The 22,551-nt window shown below is 59.9% G+C and carries 22 protein-coding genes; 13 read left to right on the top strand and 9 right to left on the bottom strand.

Features of this window, described 5'->3' with window-relative positions; genetic code table 11:
• The first annotated feature begins 17 nt into the window (after nucleotides 1-17).
• The 5 genes from RHSP_RS11175 to RHSP_RS11195 all read left to right on the top strand — a co-directional run bounded on the left by RHSP_RS11175 (nucleotide 18) and on the right by RHSP_RS11195 (nucleotide 5,143).
• Complete coding sequence (locus tag RHSP_RS11175) at nucleotides 18-1,115, top strand: class I SAM-dependent methyltransferase (RefSeq protein WP_004116466.1); 1,098 nt, start codon at nucleotides 18-20, stop codon at nucleotides 1,113-1,115.
• 133 nt (nucleotides 1,116-1,248) lie between these two features.
• Entirely contained in the window at nucleotides 1,249-2,031 is a 783-nt protein-coding gene (gene pgeF / locus RHSP_RS11180) for a peptidoglycan editing factor PgeF (protein WP_004116467.1), read from the top strand.
• 1 nt (nucleotide 2,032) lies between these two features.
• A complete protein-coding gene (locus RHSP_RS11185) occupies nucleotides 2,033-3,184 on the top strand; it encodes a M24 family metallopeptidase (protein WP_004116469.1) in 1,152 nt (383 codons plus the stop codon).
• A gap of 57 nt (nucleotides 3,185-3,241) precedes the next feature.
• The gene (locus RHSP_RS11190; protein ID WP_004116471.1) at nucleotides 3,242-4,105 is read left to right on the top strand and encodes a hypothetical protein; all 864 of its coding nucleotides are present in this window, start codon (nucleotides 3,242-3,244) and stop codon (nucleotides 4,103-4,105) included.
• Between the two features lie 105 nt (nucleotides 4,106-4,210).
• The gene (locus RHSP_RS11195; protein ID WP_004116473.1) at nucleotides 4,211-5,143 is read left to right on the top strand and encodes a ribose-phosphate pyrophosphokinase; all 933 of its coding nucleotides are present in this window, start codon (nucleotides 4,211-4,213) and stop codon (nucleotides 5,141-5,143) included.
• A 14-nt stretch (nucleotides 5,144-5,157) separates the two neighbouring features.
• Here RHSP_RS11195 and RHSP_RS11200 read toward each other — a convergent pair whose 3' ends face one another.
• From RHSP_RS11200 to RHSP_RS11210, 3 genes are all read right to left on the bottom strand, one after another.
• Nucleotides 5,158-6,393: an MFS transporter gene (locus RHSP_RS11200; protein WP_004116475.1), complete on the bottom strand. Its 1,236-nt coding sequence runs from the start codon at nucleotides 6,391-6,393 to the stop codon at nucleotides 5,158-5,160.
• A gap of 25 nt (nucleotides 6,394-6,418) precedes the next feature.
• Nucleotides 6,419-7,879, bottom strand: coding sequence for a hypothetical protein (locus RHSP_RS11205; protein ID WP_004116477.1), 1,461 nt, complete (start codon nucleotides 7,877-7,879; stop codon nucleotides 6,419-6,421).
• Between the two features lie 111 nt (nucleotides 7,880-7,990).
• On the bottom strand, nucleotides 7,991-9,430 hold the full coding sequence (locus RHSP_RS11210; RefSeq protein ID WP_004116480.1) for a hypothetical protein: 1,440 nt from the start codon (nucleotides 9,428-9,430) through the stop codon (nucleotides 7,991-7,993).
• A 301-nt stretch (nucleotides 9,431-9,731) separates the two neighbouring features.
• Between RHSP_RS11210 and RHSP_RS11215 the strand changes: the two genes are divergently transcribed.
• The 5 genes from RHSP_RS11215 to RHSP_RS11235 all read left to right on the top strand — a co-directional run bounded on the left by RHSP_RS11215 (nucleotide 9,732) and on the right by RHSP_RS11235 (nucleotide 14,967).
• Entirely contained in the window at nucleotides 9,732-10,346 is a 615-nt protein-coding gene (locus tag RHSP_RS11215; protein WP_004116484.1) for a 50S ribosomal protein L25/general stress protein Ctc, read from the top strand.
• Between the two features lie 240 nt (nucleotides 10,347-10,586).
• On the top strand, nucleotides 10,587-12,953 hold the full coding sequence (locus tag RHSP_RS11220) for an EAL domain-containing protein (RefSeq protein ID WP_004116486.1): 2,367 nt from the start codon (nucleotides 10,587-10,589) through the stop codon (nucleotides 12,951-12,953).
• A gap of 14 nt (nucleotides 12,954-12,967) precedes the next feature.
• Nucleotides 12,968-13,699, top strand: a complete 732-nt coding sequence (locus RHSP_RS11225; RefSeq protein WP_037151223.1) for a substrate-binding periplasmic protein — start codon at nucleotides 12,968-12,970, stop codon at nucleotides 13,697-13,699.
• A gap of 73 nt (nucleotides 13,700-13,772) precedes the next feature.
• Nucleotides 13,773-14,492, top strand: a complete 720-nt coding sequence (gene pth / locus RHSP_RS11230; RefSeq protein ID WP_004116489.1) for an aminoacyl-tRNA hydrolase — start codon at nucleotides 13,773-13,775, stop codon at nucleotides 14,490-14,492.
• Between the two features lies 1 nt (nucleotide 14,493).
• The gene (locus RHSP_RS11235) at nucleotides 14,494-14,967 is read left to right on the top strand and encodes a GNAT family N-acetyltransferase (protein ID WP_004116491.1); all 474 of its coding nucleotides are present in this window, start codon (nucleotides 14,494-14,496) and stop codon (nucleotides 14,965-14,967) included.
• A gap of 16 nt (nucleotides 14,968-14,983) precedes the next feature.
• Here RHSP_RS11235 and clpS read toward each other — a convergent pair whose 3' ends face one another.
• Nucleotides 14,984-15,295, bottom strand: a complete 312-nt coding sequence (gene clpS, locus RHSP_RS11240) for an ATP-dependent Clp protease adapter ClpS (protein ID WP_004116496.1) — start codon at nucleotides 15,293-15,295, stop codon at nucleotides 14,984-14,986.
• A 228-nt stretch (nucleotides 15,296-15,523) separates the two neighbouring features.
• Between clpS and ychF the strand changes: the two genes are divergently transcribed.
• Nucleotides 15,524-16,627 carry a redox-regulated ATPase YchF gene (gene ychF / locus RHSP_RS11245; protein ID WP_004116500.1) on the top strand — a complete coding sequence of 368 codons (1,104 nt, stop codon included), beginning with the start codon at nucleotides 15,524-15,526 and terminating at the stop codon, nucleotides 16,625-16,627.
• A gap of 21 nt (nucleotides 16,628-16,648) precedes the next feature.
• On the opposite strand, the gene RHSP_RS11250 is transcribed toward ychF, so the two are convergent.
• On the bottom strand, nucleotides 16,649-17,773 hold the full coding sequence (locus RHSP_RS11250; RefSeq protein WP_037151227.1) for a hypothetical protein: 1,125 nt from the start codon (nucleotides 17,771-17,773) through the stop codon (nucleotides 16,649-16,651).
• Nucleotides 17,774-17,956: 183 nt separating this feature from the next.
• On the opposite strand from RHSP_RS11250, the gene RHSP_RS11255 reads away from it, so the two are divergent.
• Complete coding sequence (locus RHSP_RS11255; protein WP_004116505.1) at nucleotides 17,957-18,421, top strand: MaoC family dehydratase; 465 nt, start codon at nucleotides 17,957-17,959, stop codon at nucleotides 18,419-18,421.
• Nucleotides 18,418-18,885, top strand: a complete 468-nt coding sequence (locus tag RHSP_RS11260) for a MaoC family dehydratase (protein WP_004116509.1) — start codon at nucleotides 18,418-18,420, stop codon at nucleotides 18,883-18,885. The genes RHSP_RS11255 and RHSP_RS11260 overlap by 4 nt, the downstream gene beginning before the upstream one ends.
• A 48-nt stretch (nucleotides 18,886-18,933) precedes the next feature.
• Here the strand turns inward: RHSP_RS11260 and RHSP_RS11265 are convergent, their stop codons facing one another.
• From RHSP_RS11265 to petA, 4 genes are all read right to left on the bottom strand, one after another.
• Nucleotides 18,934-19,476 (bottom strand): adenine phosphoribosyltransferase, encoded by a 543-nt coding sequence (locus RHSP_RS11265; protein WP_004116512.1) that lies wholly within the window; start codon nucleotides 19,474-19,476, stop codon nucleotides 18,934-18,936.
• A gap of 117 nt (nucleotides 19,477-19,593) precedes the next feature.
• Complete coding sequence (locus RHSP_RS11270; RefSeq protein ID WP_037151230.1) at nucleotides 19,594-20,460, bottom strand: cytochrome c1; 867 nt, start codon at nucleotides 20,458-20,460, stop codon at nucleotides 19,594-19,596.
• Nucleotides 20,461-20,482: 22 nt separating this feature from the next.
• Nucleotides 20,483-21,757, bottom strand: a complete 1,275-nt coding sequence (locus RHSP_RS11275) for a cytochrome b (RefSeq protein ID WP_037151232.1) — start codon at nucleotides 21,755-21,757, stop codon at nucleotides 20,483-20,485.
• Nucleotides 21,758-21,772: 15 nt separating this feature from the next.
• Nucleotides 21,773-22,351, bottom strand: a complete 579-nt coding sequence (gene petA / locus RHSP_RS11280; RefSeq protein ID WP_037151237.1) for a ubiquinol-cytochrome c reductase iron-sulfur subunit — start codon at nucleotides 22,349-22,351, stop codon at nucleotides 21,773-21,775.
• Nucleotides 22,352-22,551: the final 200 nt, after the last annotated feature.

A 22,551-nucleotide genomic window follows, 5' to 3' on the forward strand; every position in this document is an offset into this window, starting at 1 on the left:
ATTAGCGAAAGCAAAGAATGACGACGGCGCTCGGTGAAAAGATCAAAGCCATCATCCGCACGAACGGGCCGCTGAGCATCACGGATTATTTTTCGCTGTGCCTCGCCGATCCCGTGCATGGCTATTACAAGACGCGCGAACCCTTCGGCCAATCCGGCGACTTCGTCACCGCACCCGAAGTCAGCCAGCTCTTCGGCGAGATGATCGGCGTCTTCGTGGTGCACGCATGGCAGCGCCATGGGACGCCGGCAGATGTGCGCCTCGTCGAGATCGGCCCTGGCCGCGGCACGATGATGTCGGACATGCTGCGCGTCATCGGCAAGCTTGCACCGCAGCTCTATGACGCCATGACGGTGCATCTGGTCGAAACCAGCGAGCGCCTGCAAGGCTTTCAGCAGCAGACCCTGGAGGCTCACGGAGCGAAGGTCTCGTGGCACACGGACTTCGGCGAGGTGCCGGAGGGCTTTACCCTGCTTGCCGCCAACGAGCTTTTCGATGCCATCCCCATCCGCCAGTTCGTGCGCACCGCGAACGGTTTTCGCGAGCGCGCGGTCGGCTTGGACATTAACGACGAGCTGACGTTTACCACCGGCGTTGCCACGCTCGATCCCACTCTTCTTCCGGAGGGCGGCCCGCCGCCGATCGGCACCATTTTCGAAGTCGCACCTGCCCGCCAGGCCGTCATGACGACGATCTGCGACAGGCTGGCAGCGCATGGCGGCACGGCACTCGCCATCGACTACGGCCACATGGCGACAGGTTTCGGCGATACGCTGCAGGCCGTGCGCATGCATGAATACGACCCGCCGTTGGAGCACCCCGGCGAAGCAGATCTGACCAGCCATGTCGATTTCCAGCATCTGGCGCAAACTGCGCTCGCCTCCGGCATGCACATCAACGGCTGCTGTCACCAGGGAGATTTCCTGATCGGCCTCGGCCTGCTGGAGCGGGCGGCAGCGCTTGGCCGCGACCAGGATGCGGCAACTCAGGAAAACATTCGCGCCGCCGCGGAGAGGCTGGCCGGTGCCGGTGAAGGCAAGATGGGCGAGCTCTTCAAGGCGCTCGCGGTCTCCAGCCCGGCGATCGACCTCCTACCCTTTCGTCCCGTCAGCTGAACCCTGACCATCAATCCTGCGGATTGACAGCCCGCGTCGGGCTGGGTCAACATCCCCATCAAATTGAACTGCTTCGCCGCAGCTGCGTTATTCATCGCACAACAGGCTAACGAGATATCAAGGAACGCTCCAGTTGCCGACACCAATTGCAAGCACGCTGCTGAGCGCCGCCGAGACGGCCGGCATTCGCCATGGCTATTTCACCCGTGCCGGCGGCGTTTCGGAAGGCATCTATCGCGGATTGAACGTCGGGCTCGGCTCGAAGGACGATCGTGAGCGCGTGCAGGAGAACCGCCGCCGCGTCGCAGACTGGTTCGGCCTCCCCCTGCAACGGCTTGCCACCGTACATCAGATCCACTCGCCGGATGTCGTGACGGTCGACGCACATTATCACGGCAACCGCCCCGAAGCCGACGCAATGGTAACGGCCACACCGGGCATCGTGCTTGGCGTGCTTGCCGCTGACTGCGGTCCCATCCTCTTCGCCGATCCGGAAAATCGCGTCATTGGCGCCGCCCATGCCGGCTGGAAGGGGGCGCTGACGGGCGTGCTTGAAAACACCATCGACGCGATGGAGGCGCTTGGCGCGAAGCGTGAGGCGATCATTGCCTGCCTCGGCCCCTCCATCAGCCAGGCAAGCTATGAAGTCGGCCCGGAATTCGTCGACCGCTTTCTCGCGCACGATCCGGGCTATGCCAAATATTTCGCTTTGTCCGAGCGCGCCGGCCACGCCATGTTCAATCTGCCGGCGCTGACGGTCGACCGCCTGCGCAAGGCGGGCGTGACAGCCGATAGCCTGAACCTATGCACCTATCCTGACTCCGACCGCTTCTTCTCCTATCGCCGCACGACGCATGCGAAGGAGCCGGATTACGGCCGGCAGATTTCGGCCATCGCGATCGGGGAGACGAGTTGATATGGCTCTGCATTTCGAACGCAGCGAATACGACGCACGCCTCGCCCGGCTGCTTGCCAGGATGCAGGAGGAAAAGCTCGACGCCATGCTGCTGTTCGCGCAAGAGAGCATGTACTGGCTGACCGGTTACGACACATTCGGCTATTGCTTCTTCCAGACGCTGGTGGTCAAGGCAGATGGGTCGATGACGCTTCTGACGCGCTCCGCCGATCTTCGCCAGGCGCAGCTCACCTCGGTCATCAAGGATATTCGCATCTGGGTCGACCGCCTCAATGCCGACCCCACCCTCGATTTGAGGGAGACGCTTGCGGATCTCGACCTCCTCGGTGCCCGGATCGGGGTCGAATATGATACGCATGGCATGACCGGCCACATCGCCCGCCAGCTCGATCATCAGCTCACCAGTTTTGGCCAGATCGTCGATGCCTCCTACCTTGTCAGCGGCCTGCGTCTGACCAAGAGCACGGCGGAGATCGCCCATATCGAGCGCGCTGCGGCACTCGCCGATGATGCACTCGATGCCGCGCTGCCCCTGATCAAGCCGGGTGCGGACGAAGCCGATATCCTGGCAGCCATGCAGGGCGCCATCTTCTCCGGCGGTGGCGACTATCCAGCCAACGAATTCATCATCGGGTCCGGCGCGGAGGCCCTGCTCTGCCGTTACAAATCCGGCCGCCGCAAGCTTGATGCCGACGATCAGCTCACCCTCGAATGGGCTGGTGTCGATGCCCATTACCATGCCGCGATGATGCGCACGGTCGTCATCGGCAATCCCAGCCATCGCCACCGCGAACTCTACAGCGCCTGCCTGGAAACCCTGCAAGCGATCGAAACGATCCTGAAACCCGGCCATACGTTCGGCGATGTTTTCGATATGCACGCCAGGATCATGGACGAGCGCGGCCTTGCCCGTCACCGGCTGAACGCCTGCGGTTATTCGCTCGGCGCACGATTTTCCCCCTCGTGGATGGAGCACGAGATGTTCCACATGGGCAATCCGCAGGAGATCGGGGAAAATATGTCGCTCTTCGTACACATGATCATCATGGACTCCGACAGCGGCACCGCCATGACCCTCGGACAGACCTATTTGACGACCTCACAAGGCCCCAAAGCCCTCTCTCGGCACCCACTCGAATTTCTTAACCCTTAGCGGCGTAAGATAGCGATCCTGAACGGGAGGACCGTCGAGAGGAAGGATCGTCGCGCAATGGGACTGGTCAGGACAACATTGAGTGTCGCCGGCTTTTGCCTCGCGCTTTCGGCCTGCAACACCACGGACGCGCTGACGCCGCCCGAAGCCATCGGCGATGCCGGCTCCACTCCTGTCACGCAGCGCGATGTCGAGCGCATCGCCGCAGCACCACAAACCCGCCGAAGCCTTCAAGACACGCAGCAGAGCTATAGCTATCAACAGCAATCCTCCCAGCAAGGCTATCAGCCGCAAAGCTACGGCGGAAACGGCTCGCTCGACGACCAGGCGTCGGCACTGAGGTCGAACGGCACCAACCCCTATGCCTCCCGCCCTCTCGATGACGCCCGCACGGCATCGATCGCGCCTGCGAACAATCAGTTTTCCGAGGCCGATGAGCAGCGCGAGGCGGACCGCCGCCTCTCGGAAGATCCGCAACCGCAGCAGCAACAGGCCGCCGACGATCAACAGCCGGACCAGCAACAGGCATCGCTGCCGCCCACAGCCGCAACCGGCAACAGCAGCATCCGCTTTCTGCCGATCATCGGCGCGCCGGTGCAAGCCGTCACGCCGCTCTCGCGCCAGCTCGGCACGGACGCCCGTTCGCTCGGCCTGACGATCAAAAGCTCCAGCGACGCGAGCGCAAGCTACATCTTGAAGGGCTACCTATCCGCCTTCGAAGACGGGCCGCAAATCTCCGTGACTTACGTCTGGGATGTGCTGGATAGTGCCGGTAACCGCGTACATCGAATCCAGGGGGCTGAAAGTGCGCCGCTGAAGCGCGGTGATCCCTGGACGGCCGTTCCGCCGGCCGTCATGCAGAAAATAGCCACGAAAACCATGTCGGAATTCAATTCCTGGCGCAATTCCAGCGGTGGATAGTCACAAGCTTTTCAGAAATATGAAAGCTAACGCGCCTCTACCCCTTGCATTCGAGAGCGAGGTGATTAAAAGCGCGGCTATCAGGTTGGTAACAGGCGGACCACAATGAAGGTTTTCGCAGGCAATTCGAACCGGCATCTTGCCGAAGCGATCTGCAATTATCTCAACGTTCCCTTAGGCAAGGCTAGTGTCAGGCGTTTCGCCGACCAAGAGATTTTCGTAGAGATCCAGGAAAACGTCCGTGGCGAGGATGTCTTCCTCGTGCAGTCGACATCGTTTCCGACCAACGATCATCTGATGGAATTGCTGATCATGATCGATGCGATGCGCCGTTCGTCGGCGCGGCGCATAACCGCGGTCATCCCCTATTTCGGCTATGCCCGCCAGGATCGCCGCGCTTCCGGGCGTACGCCGATCTCGGCTAAATTGGTGGCCAATCTGATCACCGAAGCTGGCGCCGATCGCGTCCTCACGCTCGACCTTCATGCAGGCCAGATCCAGGGCTTCTTCGATATCCCGACCGACAACCTCTATGCGGTGCCGGTCCTGACTCGTGACATCAAGGCCAACTACGACATCAGCAACGTCATGGTCGTTTCGCCCGACGTGGGCGGCGTCGTCCGCGCCCGCGCGCTTGCCAAACGTCTCGACTGTCTGCTGGCGATCGTGGACAAGCGCCGTGATCGCCCCGGTGAATCCGAAGTGATGAACATCATCGGCGAGGTGGAAGGAAAAGACTGCCTGCTGATCGACGACATCGTCGATTCCGGCGGCACGCTCTGCAACGCGGCTGATGCCCTGCTCGCACAAGGCGCAGCAAGTGTCACCGCCTATATCACCCACGGTGTTCTCTCCGGCGGCGCCGTAACCCGCGTGACGAATTCGAAGCTGAAGGAACTGGTGATTACCGATTCCATCCAGCCGACGACAGCAGTGCAATCGGCGCCCAATATCCGCGTCATCACGACGGCAAGCCTCATCGGCGAAGCCATCAACCGCACCAGCCAGGAAGAATCGGTTTCCAGCCTGTTCGACTAAGATCGGACAGCGTTTCAGGAGGCTTTGGCTTCGGCGGGATGCGTCTGCCTCCATGCCAGCAGACCGATTCCGATCAAGCCGGAGATGAAGACGGCTGCGCCCGACCCCATGATCGACGGAGCGATGCCGAACCATGCAAACAGACTCGGCGACATAAGATAGGCCAGAAACAGGCCGGAAAAGATCGCGCACATCATCAGACGATAGACCTGCCCGAGGCGATGCGGTTCGCTGCGCGTCTGCATCAGATGCAGCATGGCCAGATTTTCGAAGGGACCGTTGATTGCCGCGAAGCACGCGACGATCATCAGCCACATCCGGTCATGCATTAGAGGCAGCAGGAAAACCCCTGCCCCGAAAATCAGCTTCGCCGCGATGATCCAGACGACCGGCCGGCGCGGCTTGATGCTGCTGAGAATGAGGTTGGTCGTGACATTGCCGACACCATAGGCCGTCATCATCAGGCTATAGTCAGTCAGCGGATCGGTGCTGGTTTCGCGCAGATGCAGGATCATGCCGAGCAGGATGCCCATCGCCCAGGCGATGTTTCCCATCAGATTGGTGAACAGGCCATAGAGAATGGCGGCGTGACCGCGGGCGACGCGCCACCCGCCGAGGACGCCGTCCACAACGGCGGCCATGCCTGAAAATTCGCGCCGGCGCGGTGCGGCCGGCAGTTTTGCCACCGCCAGCCAGACGGCAAGCGCGGAGAGCAGGAAGGTTGCCGCCGTCACGGTGAAGAATTGCGACTTCGGCAGGAAGCCGTTCACGAGCGCAATCAGGCTTGGCCCGAGAATGCGCGCCATGCGCCGCGTGGCATCGAACAGGCCGTTGGTGGCGTGCCGGATATCCGGATCGACAGCGATGGTCGGCAGGGTCGCCTGCAGCGACGGATCGAATGCCGAGGTCAGCAACGCAATGCTTCCGGCGAGCATCATCAGCAGCGGCAGGCTCATCAGATGCAGAAGGCCGGCAAGCGACAGCATCAGCAGGAGAGCCGCCCTTACGAGATCGGTCGCGATCATCGTCGTGCTGTGCCGCCAGCGATCCGTGAGGATGCCGCCGAAAAGACTGCCGAACAACAGCGCGCCGGACTGCAGCGCGGATACATATCCCGCATTGCTGCCGATGAAATCCGCCGCGATCCAGACGACCGCGACCATGTAGAATTCCGAGCCGGTGGCCGCCAGCACCTGACCGGCCCACAGCAGAGAGATCGAGCGCTGGCTCAACGGCCTCAGAACAAACATGGTCGCATTCTGATTTCGGATTGGCTTACTTTATGACCTGGCCGTTGACCGTCACGCCACCGGTGTCGGAAAGATCGATATCCCAGCGCGAGCGCCCATCAGCATCCGTCTTGGCAAAGCCCTTGGCCATCATCAGGCCGAAGGAGAGCTGGGCAAGATCAGCCTTCGTCTTGGCGGCCTCCTGGACGGCGGCGATCGTCTTGTCGAGATCGCGAACGAGCACGGTCATCTTCATCGACACGCGGTCCTTCTCGGTCAGCCAGCCACGCATGCTGCCGCTAGCCTCGACATCGTAGAGACTGGAGATGGCACTGATCTTCGGGAAGTTGATCATCATCGTTCCATCCGGGAACATGGCCTGCTGCAGCTTGGTGTCCACGGCCGCATTGCTTTCCGGATCCTTGAAGTCGCTCTGCTGCAGAACCTCCATCAGAGCCGAAAAGTTCAGGTTCGGCACCTGCAGCTGGAAGTCGGCTGTATCGGGAACGAAGGCGATAAAATCGTCAGGCACGAGACCCGTTGCGAGCGTCAGCTTGGCGGCGTTCAAGCCGAAATCGGCGTTCATGGCATTGGCCGGCCCCGCCAGCTTGACGAAGTAGCCGAGTTTCTGCAGGCCGCCATCGCCGAACGGCGTCGTGACGGCAATGTCCCTGGCGGCGATGGACTCTTCGAACGAGCCGACGATCGGCATGGCTTCCAGCAGTAGCGCCTTCAGCGCCTGGCTGTCCGCATCCGAAAGGGTCTTCTCGTCCTTGTGCTCGGAAACGAAGTGCAGCAGGGAATTCACTGCCTTCAACGGCAGCTTGGTCGCGCCGAGGTTGAAATCGATCGCCGCGACCTTCACTTCGCCGAGCGCGACATCCTCGGACGAAATCTTGTCGTAGAACGACTGCATGCTGCCGTTCATCTTCATGTCGAGCCTGCCCGGTTCGCCGCTGTCGGCGGAAGAGAGCGTGTAGCCTATGCTGTCGGCCGTGGCGTCGTTCTTTTGAACGCTGTTGTTTTCGTCCGTCGTCTTCGTGGCGAAGGTGATGCCTTTGCCCTGCAGATCCATCGAACGCAGATAATGAAGGGCCGGATCGAAGACGCCCTTGAACGTGGAGGAGGCCAGCGCGTAGCGGAATTCCATGGCAGGGCCGCTGCCGGGCTTGGAATTCGCCGTGATGTCGAATGCATTGTTGCCTTCGATATTCCAGAGACCGCTGTCCTGCGGCGTCGCAAGCATCATCAGCGGCTTCAGGCCAGTGATGGTGAGGTCGCTGATATCCAGCTTGCTGAACAGGGCCTGCAGATCATAGGTGATCTCATAGTGCGGGCTGACCGGCTTTACCGAAATTCCGCCGCTTTTGACGATATCGTCAGGCAGGAAATAGGTCAGATTATTGAACAGGTCCTTCGCACCCTGCTCGTTGACGTCAGCCGCTTGCGTCGCACCAGCTACACCCGCAGCAAGAACAGCTGCCACGGCAACCGCTTTAAAACGCATAATTCACCCCCAAATATGATGGAAAACAATGTAAAAACTCGAAAACGCCCGGCGGGCACTTCGAGCGGAACTATATTATTGCCCCTAAACACGACCCGCCCTCGCGCCGCATCACGGCTTCTTCATCACCTGCCCGTTTACCGTCACTGTCCGATTTTCGTCCATTGTGACATCCCAGCGCAGGCGGCCGTCCGGATCGGTCTTTGCGAAGCCCTTTGCGGCGAGCAGGCTGAAGGAGACCCTGTTCAGACCGGGCTCGGCTTTCGCAGCCTCCTGAATGGCCGAAACGGTCTTGTCGAAATCACGCGCCAGGATCGTCGCCTGCAGCGAATAGTCGGTGTGAGCCTTGGTTGACCCCTTCAATGCGCCCGAGATCTCTATGTCGTAGACGCCCGAGGTAGCGCTGATCTTTGGAAATTCTAGCGTCCCGTATCCGCTCGGAAACATCGTGCGTTTGACGACCTCGCCGGATACCGGCGTCTCCCGCGTCGCGACCGCATCGAGGGCCGTATCGATGAGGCCGGAGAAATTGATATTGGGCACGCCGAGCTGCACATCGAGTGCTTCAGGCAGGAAAGGCGCATAGCCTGCGGGAATGAGATCCGCATCGGGCGTGAAATGCTCTGCCCGCAGCTCGAGATTGACGTTGGACGCCTTGGTCAGGCCGTCCATCCTGAAGCTGTAGTCGACGCGCTTGACGCCAACCTTGCCCTTGTCCGTCGCCACGGCAGCATTGCTCAATGTCACCGTTTTGGTGAGCGACCCGAAAATAGGCAAAGCGTGATGCACCAGCTGCTCGAACTTCTCGCTGCCGCTTTCCGAAAGCTGCTTCGTCTTGACGTGCTGCACGAAGAAACGGATGAGCGCGCGCAGTTCCTGGGCGGGCAAGCTCGTGGCAGTCACATTGCTGGTGACACTATCGGCACTGAAGCTGACGAGCGGACCATGCGGCAAGGTGAACTGCTCGCTCAAGCGCTGCAGCGAGCCTTGCATCTGCAGATCGACCTTGCCCGCTTCGCTGCTGTCGGTCACCGTGTGTGCAAAAGAGGCGCTGTCGATGGAGGCGTCGACCTTGCGGCCGCTCTTGGCTCCGCTGCCAACGCTCGCGAATTTCACGCCGCTGCTCGTGATACCCATCGACCGCATCATCTCGATCGTCGGATCGAATATGCCGTCGAAGGAGCTGGAGCCGATCGAGTAGACAATATCGGATGTCGGCGAATGCACGGCGATATCAAGGCTGTTGTCGCCCTTCAGGTGCCATTGGCCTTTTTCGACAGGCTGCGCAAACAGGGATAGCGGCTTGAAACCGGTGACGGAGAGCACGCTGGAATTGATCTTGTCGAAGAACTTCGCAAGGTCGTAGGTAATCTCATACTGATCGCCTGCCGGCTTCACGGTCACGAAGTCGCTGCGAACGAGGTCGCGCGAAAGCGATTCCGTCAGAACGTTGCGAAGATCGGTGGCACCTTGCTCGCTGATATCGGCGGCCTGCGATGCGCCGGCAAGGCCCACGGAAAAAATCGCGGCAACGATAACCTTGGAACGCATGCTCGACCTTTCTCTTCCTGACTCTGATCGATTGGATTCGACTGTTGAAGAGCCCAAGCGTATATGTCAAGGCGTTGATAGAAATGGCGCGGACAGCTCATAACGTGAGTTGCAATGTCATCACAGGCCCTGGCATTCCGGAGGCGCTTGCACCCTGGGCCAGTTTGTATTATACGCCACGCGTTCGCGTAGACACCCTTGGAGGCAACGCGGATGAGGCAGGGCATGCCCTCCTCCAGTTCAGCCGACACGGCAATGGCCGACCGGATGAACTCTCCAAATAACCTCGAAAGGAATAGCTATGAGCCACGAAAGCTACGAGCTCAAGGCCGAGGCGCGCGAACGGGTTGGTAAGGGGTCCGCCCGTGAACTTCGCCGCAATGGTTTCATCCCCGCTGTCATCTATGGTGACAAGCAGGCCCCCATTTCCATCGCTCTCAACACCAATGAGGTGACGAAGCGCATCCACGCCGGCGGCTTCCTGACGACGATCGCCACGATCGACGTCGACGGCAAGAAGATCAAGGTTCTGCCGAAGGACTACCAGCTCGACCCGGTCCGTGATTTCACGGTTCACGTCGACTTCCTGCGCGTTTCCGGCAACACCACTGTTACGGTCGAAATCCCGGTTCACTTCGAAAACAACGAGAAGTCCCCGGGCCTCAAGGCCGGCGGCGTGCTGAACATCGTTCGTCACGAAGTCGAAGTTCATTGCCCGGCCGATGCCATCCCGGAATTCTTCACCGTCGACCTCAGCGGCCTGAAGAGCGGCGACAGCGTCCACATCTCCAACGTGAAGCTGCCGAAGAACGTTACGCCTGTTATCGCTGACCGCGATTTCACGATCGCAACGATCGTTGCTCCGGCTGCCGGTCTTACCGAAGAAGCAGAAGGCAGCGAAGAAGCCAGCGCCTAATCGGCCTCTTCATCGCAAGCATTCGAACCCGCCTCCCTTCGGGGATGGCGGGTTTTTTCATGCTTTGCGAGAATATTAGAGAAAGTAAAAATAAGAATTTCTTGAATCTATACTTTCATTGATTTCCATTAACCCCAGAATTTCAGCAACATTTAACGGATTCATGAAAATCTGCGCGAAAGGGTTGCAGGGAACGGTGCCCCAGATCCGCCGGCCTATGACTGGGGAGCAAACGGAACGATGAGCCATTCGGTCGAAAACAGGTTTTTCGCGATCGTCTGTGGTGCGCTGCTGGTTTTCGTGGCGCCGCTCTTCATTCTATTCCTCTTCCTGTCCTCCGAACGCGCGGAAAAGGAAATCAAGGATCACATCACCGTTCTGCTCGTTGCCAATGCTCAGGCTCTGGCGAAGCCTTTGTGGGATCTGGACGAAGACAGCGTGACGCAAATCAGCGCCACGACGGTCGCCGAGGGTGCTATCGTCAGGGTGAACGTCCGCGATCTTTCCGGTCAGCTCGACGTTACGCAATCGACCATCCCGAAATCCTACAGGGGCAATTTGGAAGCGGTCTCCCGGGCGATCATCTACAACGGCATCGACGGCGCGAAGAAACTCGGCACCATAACCGTCTACTATCCGGAACTTGGCCTCTTCGACGGCCTGAAGAACGAAGAAATCGTCTTCATCTCCATCTTCATCTTCGCCGTGCTGACGGTCTTCGGTGCAGCGCTGATCGGCAATCGCATTTTCGTCATTCAGCCGCTGATGCGGCTGACGCACGCCATAGAGGCCACGCGCAGGCTCGGCTCGCGTCATCACGTCGACTGGCAGTCGAACGACGAGATGGGCCGGCTCGCCAGCAGCTTCAACGACATGCAAAGCAAGCTGCAGCGTGAAGAAACGGAACTGAAGTTTGCTCATCGCCGGGCAACAGATACATATAATCTGACGCCCGCCATGCTTTTCTCCCTCGACAAGGACGATTGCATTGCAGCCGTCAGCGACTATTGGCTCGTCGCCACCGGCTATGATCGGTACGAAGTGCTTGGGCGCCAGTTTGCAAGCCTGGTCCTACCGGAATCCCGCGCGGAATATGCGGAACGCAAGTACAGCAATCCGGGCAGCGCCGCGCGCCTGGCGGTGACGGTGAAATTCCTTTGCCGGGACGAACGTATCATGGATGTCCTGATCCTCGAGACCACGGCAATCCAGGACGGCCTCTCGCTTTCGGTCATGACCGACGTCACGGAACTCAAGCAGTCCGAGGACCGCAATCTACGCCAGGCGATCACCGATCATCTGACCGGCCTTCTCAACCGCCAGGGCTTCGAGACGGCGCTCGATGCCAAGATCAACGAGTCGGACCTGCGCCGGTGCGAGCTCGCCTGCCTCTTCGTCGACCTCGACCGCTTCAAGTGGATCAACGACAACATGGGTCATGCCGCAGGCGACGCGGCGCTGCGCGAACTCGTGTCCCGTCTGCAGCAGTGCCTGAAACCGGGCGATATCGCCGCCCGCCTCGGCGGTGACGAATTTGCGATCCTGCTGCTGGCCGAAGACGCCGAAGCAAGAGCCTTCGACATGTCGGCTCTTATTGCCGAAATCTTCGAGACACCCTTCGATGGCGATGCCCGCCTCAGCGCCAGCATCGGCATCGCGATATATCCGCGCCAGGCTGCCAATGCGGCCGAACTGCTGCTCAAATCCGATATTGCCATGTATGCCAAGAAGCGCGACGGCAAGAACGGCGCGCAGATCTTCAACAACAGCATGCTCGACGATTCCCGCGGCCGCGCCGAACTGGAGAATAATATAGAAAGCGGTCTCAACGAAGACTGGTTCGAAGCATATCTGCAGCCGGTCGTGAATGTCGACGACCGCTCGATTGCCGGCTTCGAGGCACTGATGCGGCTGCATCACCCGCAGAAGGGAATCCTGCCCCCTGCCCGCATCATCGAGGTCGCCGAGGAGACGGGTTCCATCATCCGCATCGGCAACCGCATCATGGAAAAGGCGATCGCCACTTTTGCGAAGCTGTCGCGTTTTGATGGCATGGAGGACACCTACCTCGCCATCAATTTCTCGCCGCTCCAATTCGAGCCGGAGCTGCCGGTACGCATCGCCGCCCTGCTCTCTCGCCACGATATTTCACCGCGACGCATCGTCGTCGAGATCACCGAAGCTGTGCTCATGGACGACAATCCGGAGACGCGCATGGTCATCAACGAACTCTGCCGCTACGGCTGCCGCATCGCGCTTGATGATTTCGGCACCGGCTACTCGTCGCTGAGTTACATCAATCGCTTCCCGGTCGACATCATCAAGATCGATCAGTCCTTCATTCGCGCGATCAACGATACCGCTTCCGATGTCAGCGCAAAGAGCCGCATGCTGGTGGAGAGCATCACCACGCTGTCGCACAAGATGAACTGCACGGTTATTGCCGAGGGTGTGGAAACCGAAGAGGAATGCACGACCCTGCGCGGCATGGGCATCGATTACGGCCAAGGCTATCTGTTCTACCGACCGCTGCATCCGGACAATCTGATGAAAACTCTGACGGTCCTGCAGCAGGATCGTGTCTCCCCCGTAGCACAAGCGTCATAGCGATGAGGAACCGCATGCGAAAACAGCTATTCATTCTTGCAACCAGCCTGTTTTCGTTGACTTTTCTCTCTCCTGCCCACGCCCAAACAGTTCATTTCACCACCGAGGAATACCCGCCTTTCAGCTATCGCGACGGTAAGACGCCAGTCGGGGCAAGCACCGAGCAGGTACAGAACGTGATGGCCGCGATCGGTGTCGACTATACGATTACCGTCCTGCCCTGGGTCCGCGCCTATAATCAGGCATTGACGGACCCCATGACCTGCGTCTTCTCCACCGCGCACAATGAAGAACGCAATAGGCTCTTCAAATGGGTGCAGCCATTGCTGATCGACCGGAATATCCTGATAAAGCACAGCGGCTCGAAGGTCGAAGCGGCAAACCTCGACGAGGCCAGGAAATATCTCGTTGGCACCTGGCGGGAGGATTACACGGAAACGATATTGCGCGGGAACAATTTCCCGCGCATCGACGTGGGCAGCGACTTCAAGGCAAGCCTGAAGAAACTGATGAGCGACCGTATCGATCTGATGCCGATCTCGGAACTCTATTTCGACAAGTTGAAAGAGGAAGGCAATGCGGTGGAGAAAGTCACCGTCCTCTCGCAGCAATCCTTGGGAATCGCCTGTCAGAAGGACTTCCCTGCCGACCTTCTGAGCAGAATGCAGACGGCGCTGAATGCGCTGATTGCAGACGGAACGCAGAAGCGGATTTTCCTGAAGTACGGCCTGCACCTCGGCGATTGACCGCATCGCACCTTGACTTCGCCGCGAAATCCCTGTCGTGAAGGGCATCGGCATTTTCCAAGGGGTGAAGCGCATGCTTCTCATCGCGGGTCTCGGCAATCCCGGCGCCAAATATCAGGGCAACCGCCACAATATCGGCTTCATGGCCGTGGATGCGATCCACAGCCGCCGGAGCTTTTCGCCGTGGTCGAAGAAATTCAAGGCGGAGATTGCCGAAGGCGAACTCGGCGGCCAGAAAGTGCTGCTCATCAAGCCGCAGACCTTCATGAATCTCTCGGGCGAAGCAGTCGGCGAAGCCATGCGCTTCTACAAGCTGCAGCCATCCGACCTCGTTGTCATCTACGACGAGCTCGACCTGCCGGCGGGCAAGGCGCGGCTGAAGACGGGCGGCGGCCACGGCGGCCATAACGGCATCAAGTCGATCGACGCTCATTGCGGCAAGGAATATCGCCGCCTGCGTCTCGGCATCGGTCATCCAGGCGCCAAGGAACTCGTGCACAATCACGTTCTCGGCGACTTCGCCAAGGTGGACCGAGACTGGCTTGAACCCTTATTCGATGCGCTTGCCGATAACGCCGACATGCTGGTGCGCGGTGAGGATTCGCAACTGATGAACAAGATCGCGCTCGCGCTCGGCGGCAAGGCGGAGGAAGACGCGCCGAAGCCGGAGAAGAAGGCGCCGGCCGCCAAGTCGCATATTCATCAGGCCCGCAATCACAGCCAGCCGAAAATCCCAGAAACCGGCCCGATGGCGGAAATGCTGAAAAGGATGTTCGGCAAGAAGGACAATTGAAATGCCTGATACAGCCGTCAAGGACGCCGCAAATCTCGTCATCCGGCCGATCGCGAGGGCGGACCTGCCGGGGCTGCTTGCGCTCTACCAGCACCTGAACACCGAAGATCCGGTACTGGAACAGCAGCTCGCGGAAAGCCGCTTTGCCGAAATCCTTGCCCATCCCGGCATGACGATCTTCGCAGCCCTTGACGGCAAGCTGGCTGTCTCGTCCGTCACGCTAATAATCATTCCCAATCTCACGCGCGGCGGCGCGCCCTATGCCTTGATCGAGAACGTGGTAACGCACGCCGATTACCGCCAGCGCGGCCTTGCCGGCGCAGTCATCCGCCGGGCGATAGAGAGCGCCTGGGAAAAAGGCTGCTACAAGGTCATGCTGCTGACAGGGTCGAAGGACCCGGCAACGCTGCGCTTCTACGCCAATTGCGGCTTCACGCAGGACAAGACCGGTTTCCAGGTTCGCCGCCCGGCTTGACAGACGCCCAGCGTTCCTATTCTTCCGGCTCGGTCGTGAACATCAGCGGGAATCCGGCGCTTTTTGCAAGATCGACCGCCTCCTGGGCCTTCGTCTCGGCAATATCGCGCGCACAGACCATGACAACGCAGGTTCCGAGCTTGTGCGCCGTCATCATGACGCGATAGCCGGTCTCCTCGCTCATGCGGAAGACGGCCTTGAGCACCATAGTGACGAACTCTCGCGGCGTATAATCATCATTCACGAGAATGATCTTGTAGAGCTTCGGCCTCTCGACCTTCGGCTTCGTTTTAGGCTTTGGTTTCAGGACAACATCATTGTCACTCATCGGCATCACCGTTGACGACAGGGGAAACGAGCTTTGGGCTAATAGCTGCATTATAGTGCAGCGCACCACATCGTTCAAGGACGGTCGTGTCAGGGAGACAATGCGACCGACGCCCCGTAATACCCTTCCATCAGCAGAAAAGTGGCTCTTTGCATGCCCAAGACTTGACCCGCAACGGCCCTTCCCCCATAGGCACTGCAAAGATTTTCAAGATATGGACAAGGTGCCATGGGTTTCAAATGCGGTATCGTCGGACTGCCGAATGTCGGCAAGTCCACTCTGTTCAACGCGCTGACCAAGACGGCGGCCGCGCAGGCGGCGAACTATCCGTTCTGCACGATCGAGCCGAACACGGGTGAAGTCGCCGTTCCCGATCCGCGCATGCGCAAGCTCGCAGACGTCGCCAAGTCGAAGGAACTGATCCCGACGCGCATCTCCTTCGTCGATATTGCCGGCCTCGTGCGCGGCGCATCGAAGGGCGAGGGCCTCGGCAACCAGTTCCTCGCCAATATCCGCGAAGTCGATGCCATTGTGCACGTGCTGCGCTGCTTCGAAGACAGCGACATCACCCATGTCGAAGGCCGCATCAATCCGGTTGCCGACGCCGAGACGATCGAGACCGAGCTGATGCTCGCCGACCTCGAAAGCCTTGAGCGCCGCACCGAGCAGACGCGCAAGCGCGCCACCGGCAAGGACAAGGAATCCATGGCGATGCTGCCGATCATGGATGCTTCCCTGGCATTGCTTCAGGAAGGCAAGCCCGTCCGCACGCTGCTGTCGAAGCTGGACGCCGAGGAAATCCGTATCCTCAAGGGTCTGAACCTGCTGACCTCGCACCCTGTGCTTTACGTCTGCAACGTCGCCGAAGGCGATGCGGCGACCGGCAACGAGCACACGGCGGCCGTCTCCGCCATGGCCAAGGAGCAGAATTCGGAAGTCGTGATCATCTCCGCCGCGATCGAGGCGGAGGTGGCACAGCTTCCCGATGAAGAGGCGAAGGAATTCCTCTCTGCGCTCGGCCTCGACGAAGCCGGTCTCGATCGTCTGATCCGCGCCGGCTACAAGCTCTTGCACCTCATCACCTACTTCACCGTAGGACCGAAGGAAACGCGCGCCTGGACGATCGAGCGGGGCACCAAGGCGCCGCAGGCTGCCGGCGTCATCCACTCGGATTTCGAGCGCGGCTTCATCCGCGCCAACACCATCGCCTATGACGATTACATCGCCTACAATGGCGAAACCGGCGCAAAGGAAGCCGGCAAAGCCCGCGACGAAGGCAAGGAATACGTCGTTCAGGACGGCGACGTCATCCACTTCCGCTTCAATACCTGATCGCCTCTATCTTGCCGGCGCCTATCTGAGCGCCGGCAATCTGGCCTGCATACCGGCGGACAAACGCCGCACGATGAGGCGGCGCAGATCGGCCCAACCGATACCGATCACAAGCACGACCAGGCCGACAATCATCAGCACCAGGAAGCCGACCTTGTCGAGACCGGCATTGTTATGCCGAAGAATGGCCGCCGTCGCGAGGCCGAGCGACACCAGCCCGGCGGTCACGAAAGCGCGGCGATCGATGATGAGCCCGATCAGCATCATCACCAGCACCGCCACCAGAACAGTTACCGCCTGCAAGTAGCCTCCGAAGAGGGCGTCAGTGAGATTGGTAAAGGCGATACCACCGCTGGCAAGTTCCAGGCGCAGGGCCAGAAGGACGGTCGAATAAAGCAGCGCCGGCGCGGTTGCGAGATGCAGCCAGAACGCCACGTCGGAACGGCGGGTCACCCTCTGCGGATCGCTGAGATCGAAACGCATCGCCAGGGCGAAACTGCCGAGCGCGGTCACCAGCAGGATCATGAGCGTCTGGATTGGATAGTCTGCCGGCACGTTCGAGGAGCCCGTCACGGTGCCGGCGACATAGAAGACCACTGCAAGGAACAATCCGAACAATGAGAACAGGAATAGCGCCAGGGAAAGCGGGACCCGGTAGCGCCAGTAAAACAATGCGAGCATCGGTGGGAATGGCGCCGCCAGGATAAATGCGCCGACAGTGAAATTATCGACCAGCGCCGGCGTGGAGGAGACATAACTCACCACCGTATGGAAAAGCCAGACGACGAGCGCGATGGTCAGGACCACGGCGGGAAGCGCCAGGCGCTGACGGCGCACCAGGATTTCCGCCAGGATGACGATTGCCAGCAGAGACACGTAACGGCTCGTCAACCCCCAGAGCCCGACCAGCAGCACAATGATGCCGATGGTGATGAGCACATCGTGAAAGCCGCGCACGAAACGCGGCGCTTCCGTATCTTCCAATGGGTTGGAATCATCAAGCGAGCGCGGGGCCGAAAGAACCTGACGTGTTGGTAACGCGCCGATATTCCTCGCGGTCAGGTAGGGCAGCAATCGCTCGGCCTGGCTGGAGGATATGATCCCCTCGCCTGCGGCATCTCCCAGTGCGATTTCGAGCTTGCTCATTTTCATTCCCAATCCGTCTCGCCACTACAAGCCTCAACACATCGCCGCCATACAATCAAGAGCTGCCGGGCACCAATAGATAATCTCCTTTTGCCATGACCCGCTATCGCCATGAAAATGCTTGCGCCACCACTCCTGGCCATGCGATTGCCCTTGGGCAAGATGTGGAGGACGACAGAAGACATGACGAAACTCGTCTACGAAGACTTCCAGCCGGGACGGGAATTTCCGCTCGGCCCCAAACATATGACGGCGGCGGAGATCATAGAATTCGCCAGCGAATTCGATCCGCAACCGATGCATCTGGACGAGGAAGCCGGACGCGCCAGCATTCTCGGCGGCCTGGCCGCTTCCGGCTGGCATACCTCGGCGGTGTTCATGCGCATGATGTGCGACTCCTACCTCCTCGCGACCGATGCGCAAGGTGCGCCGGGCATCGATTTCATGGAGTGGAAGAAGCCGGTTCTGGCTGGCGATACGCTGTCGGGCAGATCGATCGTGGTCGAGGCGCGTGCCATGCGCTCGCGTGCCGGCATCGGCATCGTCACGTTCCGCCATGAGGTCGAGAACCAACGTGGCGAGCTCGTCTGCCTCAGCCAGAATGCAACGATGATCCGCATGCGCGCTGGCGCGGAGGTTTCGGCATGAAGATGAGCGAACTCTATGCCATCGGCGAACGCGTCGAGATCGGCAGCCATACCTTCACGCGCGAAAGCATCGTCCACTTCGCCTCACGCTTCGATCCGCAGATCTTCCATATGGATGCGGACGCGGCCAAACACTCCTTGTTCGGCGGGCTCTGTGCCTCCGGATGGCATAGCTGCTCCATGTGGATGCGCAGCTTCGTCGATCATTGGAAGTCCGAAACGGCCAGACTGATCGCCGAAGGCACGACGCCTCCCAATCTCGGCCCCTCGCCCGGGTTCAAGAACCTGCAATGGCTGCGACCGGTCTTTGCCGGCGATACGATCACCTATGGCGTCGCCATCCTCGGCAGCCGCCCGCTGGCCTCGCGCCCTGGCTGGACGCTCTACACACTCGCCTGCGACGGCGTGAACCAGCATGGCACCCCGGCCCTGCGCTTCGAGAGCACCGTACTGGCCTTTGAATAGCGACCTGCGGGGCCGTTCGCAGCGGCCCCATCAGTCTTTGCGACACGCTCAGTGTCCGGAAAATTCCACCAGCGTATGAACCGGCACATCAAGCTCTTCGAGCTTCTTGCGGCCGCCGAGGTCAGGCAGGTCGATGACGAAACATGCCGCGACGACTTCGGCTCCGATCTGGCGCAGGAGCTTCGTCGCGCCGACGGCGGTGCCGCCCGTTGCGATCAGATCATCGACCAGGATGACCCTTTCGCCAGGATTGACCGCATCGCGATGCATCTCCATCTCGTCGACGCCGTATTCCAGGCTGTAGGCGATCCGGACGATATCGTGCGGCAGCTTGCCCTTCTTGCGGATCGGAACGAAGCCCGACGATAATTGATGCGCGACCGCACCTCCGAGAATGAAGCCACGCGCTTCCATCCCGGCGACCTTGTCGATTTTTGTGCCGGCATAGGGCTGTACCAGCGCATCGACGGCGCGGCGAAACGCCCTGGCATCGCCAAGCATTGTGGTGATGTCACGGAAGATGATGCCGGGCTTGGGATAATCCGGAATGGAGCGGATGCTGGCAGCAAGCTCCGAAGCGATAGTGTTCATCAAATATAGTCTCTCAGGCTGTGATAGGGCCGGCGGCACCCTATCAATATGCGGGCGCTATACCAACAAAAAAGGCGGCCACGAAGGGCCGCCTTTTCCTGTCATTATCGTGGATACTCAGTGAGCGCCGGCCTTGGCATAGACGGAACGCTTGGTGAGGTAGATCAGCACCGAGAAGATCAGCAGGAACACTATGACCATGAAGCCGAGGTGCTTGCGATCTTCCAGATGCGGCTCGGATGTCCACATCAGGAAGGCGGACACATCGCGCGCATATTGATCGACCGTCTGCGGCGAGCCGTCGTCATAGGTCACCTGGCCGTCCGAAAGCGGCTTCGGCATGGCAAAAGTCGCGGCCGCATCGAAATACGGGTTGTAGTGCGAGTTCTGCGGCACCTTGAAGCCGGCCGGCGGTTCTTCATAGCCGGTCAACAGCGAGTAGATATAGTCCGGGCCGCCTTCCTGGTACTGGGTGAAGATATCGAAGATGAACTGCGGGAAGCCGCGTTCGATTTCGCGCGCCTTGGCAAGCAGCGACATATCCGGCGGCACAGCCCCGTTGTTGGAAGCAGCAGCAGCCTCGTCGTTCGGGAACGGCGAGTTGAAATGGTCAGACGGAACTGCCTTGCGAGTGAACATCTCACCCTGGGGGTTCGGCCCGTCCTGCACTTCGTAGTTGGCTGCAAAGGCCTTCACCTGGGCTTCCGTATAGCCGAGATCGCCCAGCGTACGGTAGGCCACCAGCTTCATCGAGTGGCAGGCGGAACAGACTTCCGTATAGACCTTGAGGCCGCGCTGAAGCTGCGCCTTGTCATAGTGGCCGAAAGGGCCGGAGAAGGTCCAATGCTGCTCGCGCGGCTCCTTCAGCGGATAATGCGGCGTCTCGGCTTCTGCGGCAGGCTTCGTTTCCGCCGCAATGGCGGCAACGGTGGCCGAACCGCTGATGAGCGCAAGCGACAGAAGGCCGACAATAAGTTTCTTCATCGTTTTCTTCCTCTATCGCCGGTTATGCCTGAGCCGGAGCGGCAACTTTACCGCCCTGCTTCTCAAGAACCGCTTCCGTAATGGAGTTTGGAACGCGCCTCGGTGTCTCGACCAAGCCGAGCACCGGCATGATGACGAGGAAGAACAGGAAGTAGAACAGCGTCGCGAACTGCGCAGCCGTGGTGTAGATGCCTTCCGCCGGCTGCGAGCCGAGCCAGCCGAGCAGAACGGCATCGGCGACGAACAGCCAGAAGAACAGCTTGTACCACGGACGATAGACGGCGGAGCGAACCTTCGACGTATCGAGCCACGGCAGGAAGAACAGTACGATGATCGCACCGAACATCGTCAGAACGCCGCCGAGCTTGGAGTCGATCGGGCCGATGTTGAAGGTGATCGAGCGCAGCATCGCGTAGAATGGCAGGAAGTACCATTCCGGAACGATGTGGGCCGGCGTCTTCAGCGGGTTGGCCGGGATGTAGTTGTCGGCGTGACCAAGGAAGTTCGGCAGGTAGAAGACGAAGTAGGCGAAGACCAGCAGGAAGATGGAAACGCCAAGCGCATCCTTCAGCGTCGCGTAGGGCGTGAAGGCCACCGTATCGGTCTTCAGCTTGACCTCGACGCCGGTCGGGTTCGTCTGGCCCGTCACATGCAGCGCCCAGATGTGCAGGATCACGACACCGGCGATCATGAAGGGCAGCAGGTAGTGCAGCGAGAAGAAGCGGTTGAGCGTCGGATCGTCGACGGCGAAGCCGCCGAGCAGGAAGGTCTGAATCCAGTCGCCGACCCATGGGAAGGCGGAGAAGAAGCCGGTGATGACGGTCGCCCCCCAGAAGGACATCTGGCCCCAGGGCAGAACATAGCCCATGAAGGCGGTTGCCATCATCAAGAGGTAGATGATCACGCCGAGGATCCAGAGGATTTCGCGCGGCGCCTTGTAGGAACCGTAGTAGAGGCCGCGGGCGATGTGGAGATAGACTGCCACGAAGAAGAAGGACGCGCCGTTGGCATGCATGTAGCGCAGCAGCCAGCCATGGTTGACGTCGCGGACGATCTTTTCGACCGAGTTGAAGGCGATCGCCGTATTGGCCGCATAATGCATGGCAAGCACGACGCCGGTCAGGATCTGCAGGACCAGCATGACGGCCAGCATGGCGCCGAACGTGTAGGCATAGTTCAGATTGCGCGGGACCGGATAGGCAATGAAACTGTCATAGACCATGCGCGGCAGCGGAAGCCGCGCGTCGACCCATTTTTCGAGCCCTGTCGATGGCTCGTAAGACGAATGACCACTCATGATTCAGCTCCCCCCTCAACCGACCTTGATCTTCTTATCCGACGTGAACGCATATTGCGGTATGGAGAGGTTCTGCGGTGCAGGCCCATGGCGTATGCGGCCGGCGGTATCGTAGACCGAACCATGGCAGGGACAGAACCACCCGCCGTATTCCCCCGCCTGGCCGAGCGGTATGCAGCCGAGATGGGTGCAGACGCCGATCATCACGAGCCAGTTTTCCTTGCCCTCACCTGCCGAACGGGCAACATCGGTTGCCTGCGCATCGGATGGAAGGTTGGCATTGCGAGCAACCGGATCCTTGAGGTCCGAGAGCTGCGTGCCCTTGGCATCGTCGATTTCCTTTTGCGTGCGGTTACGGATGAAGACGGGCTTGCCGCGCCACTTCACCGTCAGAGACATGCCAGGCTCAAGGCTCGACACGTCGACTTCGATGGAAGCAAGAGCAAGTGTCGATGCATCCGGCCGCATCTGGTCGATAAACGGCCACGCGACGGAAACTGCGCCAACAGCACCAGCCATACCCGTCGTCAAATAAAGGAAATCGCGGCGCGTAGGCTCGCCTATGGATTCAGTTGTCGTACTATGCTCGCTCAAGGCTGCACTTCCTCTTCCGCAAACCACGGCAGAACCGCGGCACCCCCTCACTAACGGCGAATCAACGCGACCATATTTCCGCCATAGATTCCTCCGTAACCCGCTGCGTTCTAAGCTTGATCGCAAATTATGTCCAGTCTTGGCAAGCGCAGAGGGCACAATGTCGCGGCAAAACTGCGCCATTGCGTCGCAAGGTCGCG

Origin of the sequence: Rhizobium freirei PRF 81, from assembly GCF_000359745.1 — a bacterium.
In the GTDB taxonomy this organism is placed as follows: domain Bacteria; phylum Pseudomonadota; class Alphaproteobacteria; order Rhizobiales; family Rhizobiaceae; genus Rhizobium; species Rhizobium freirei.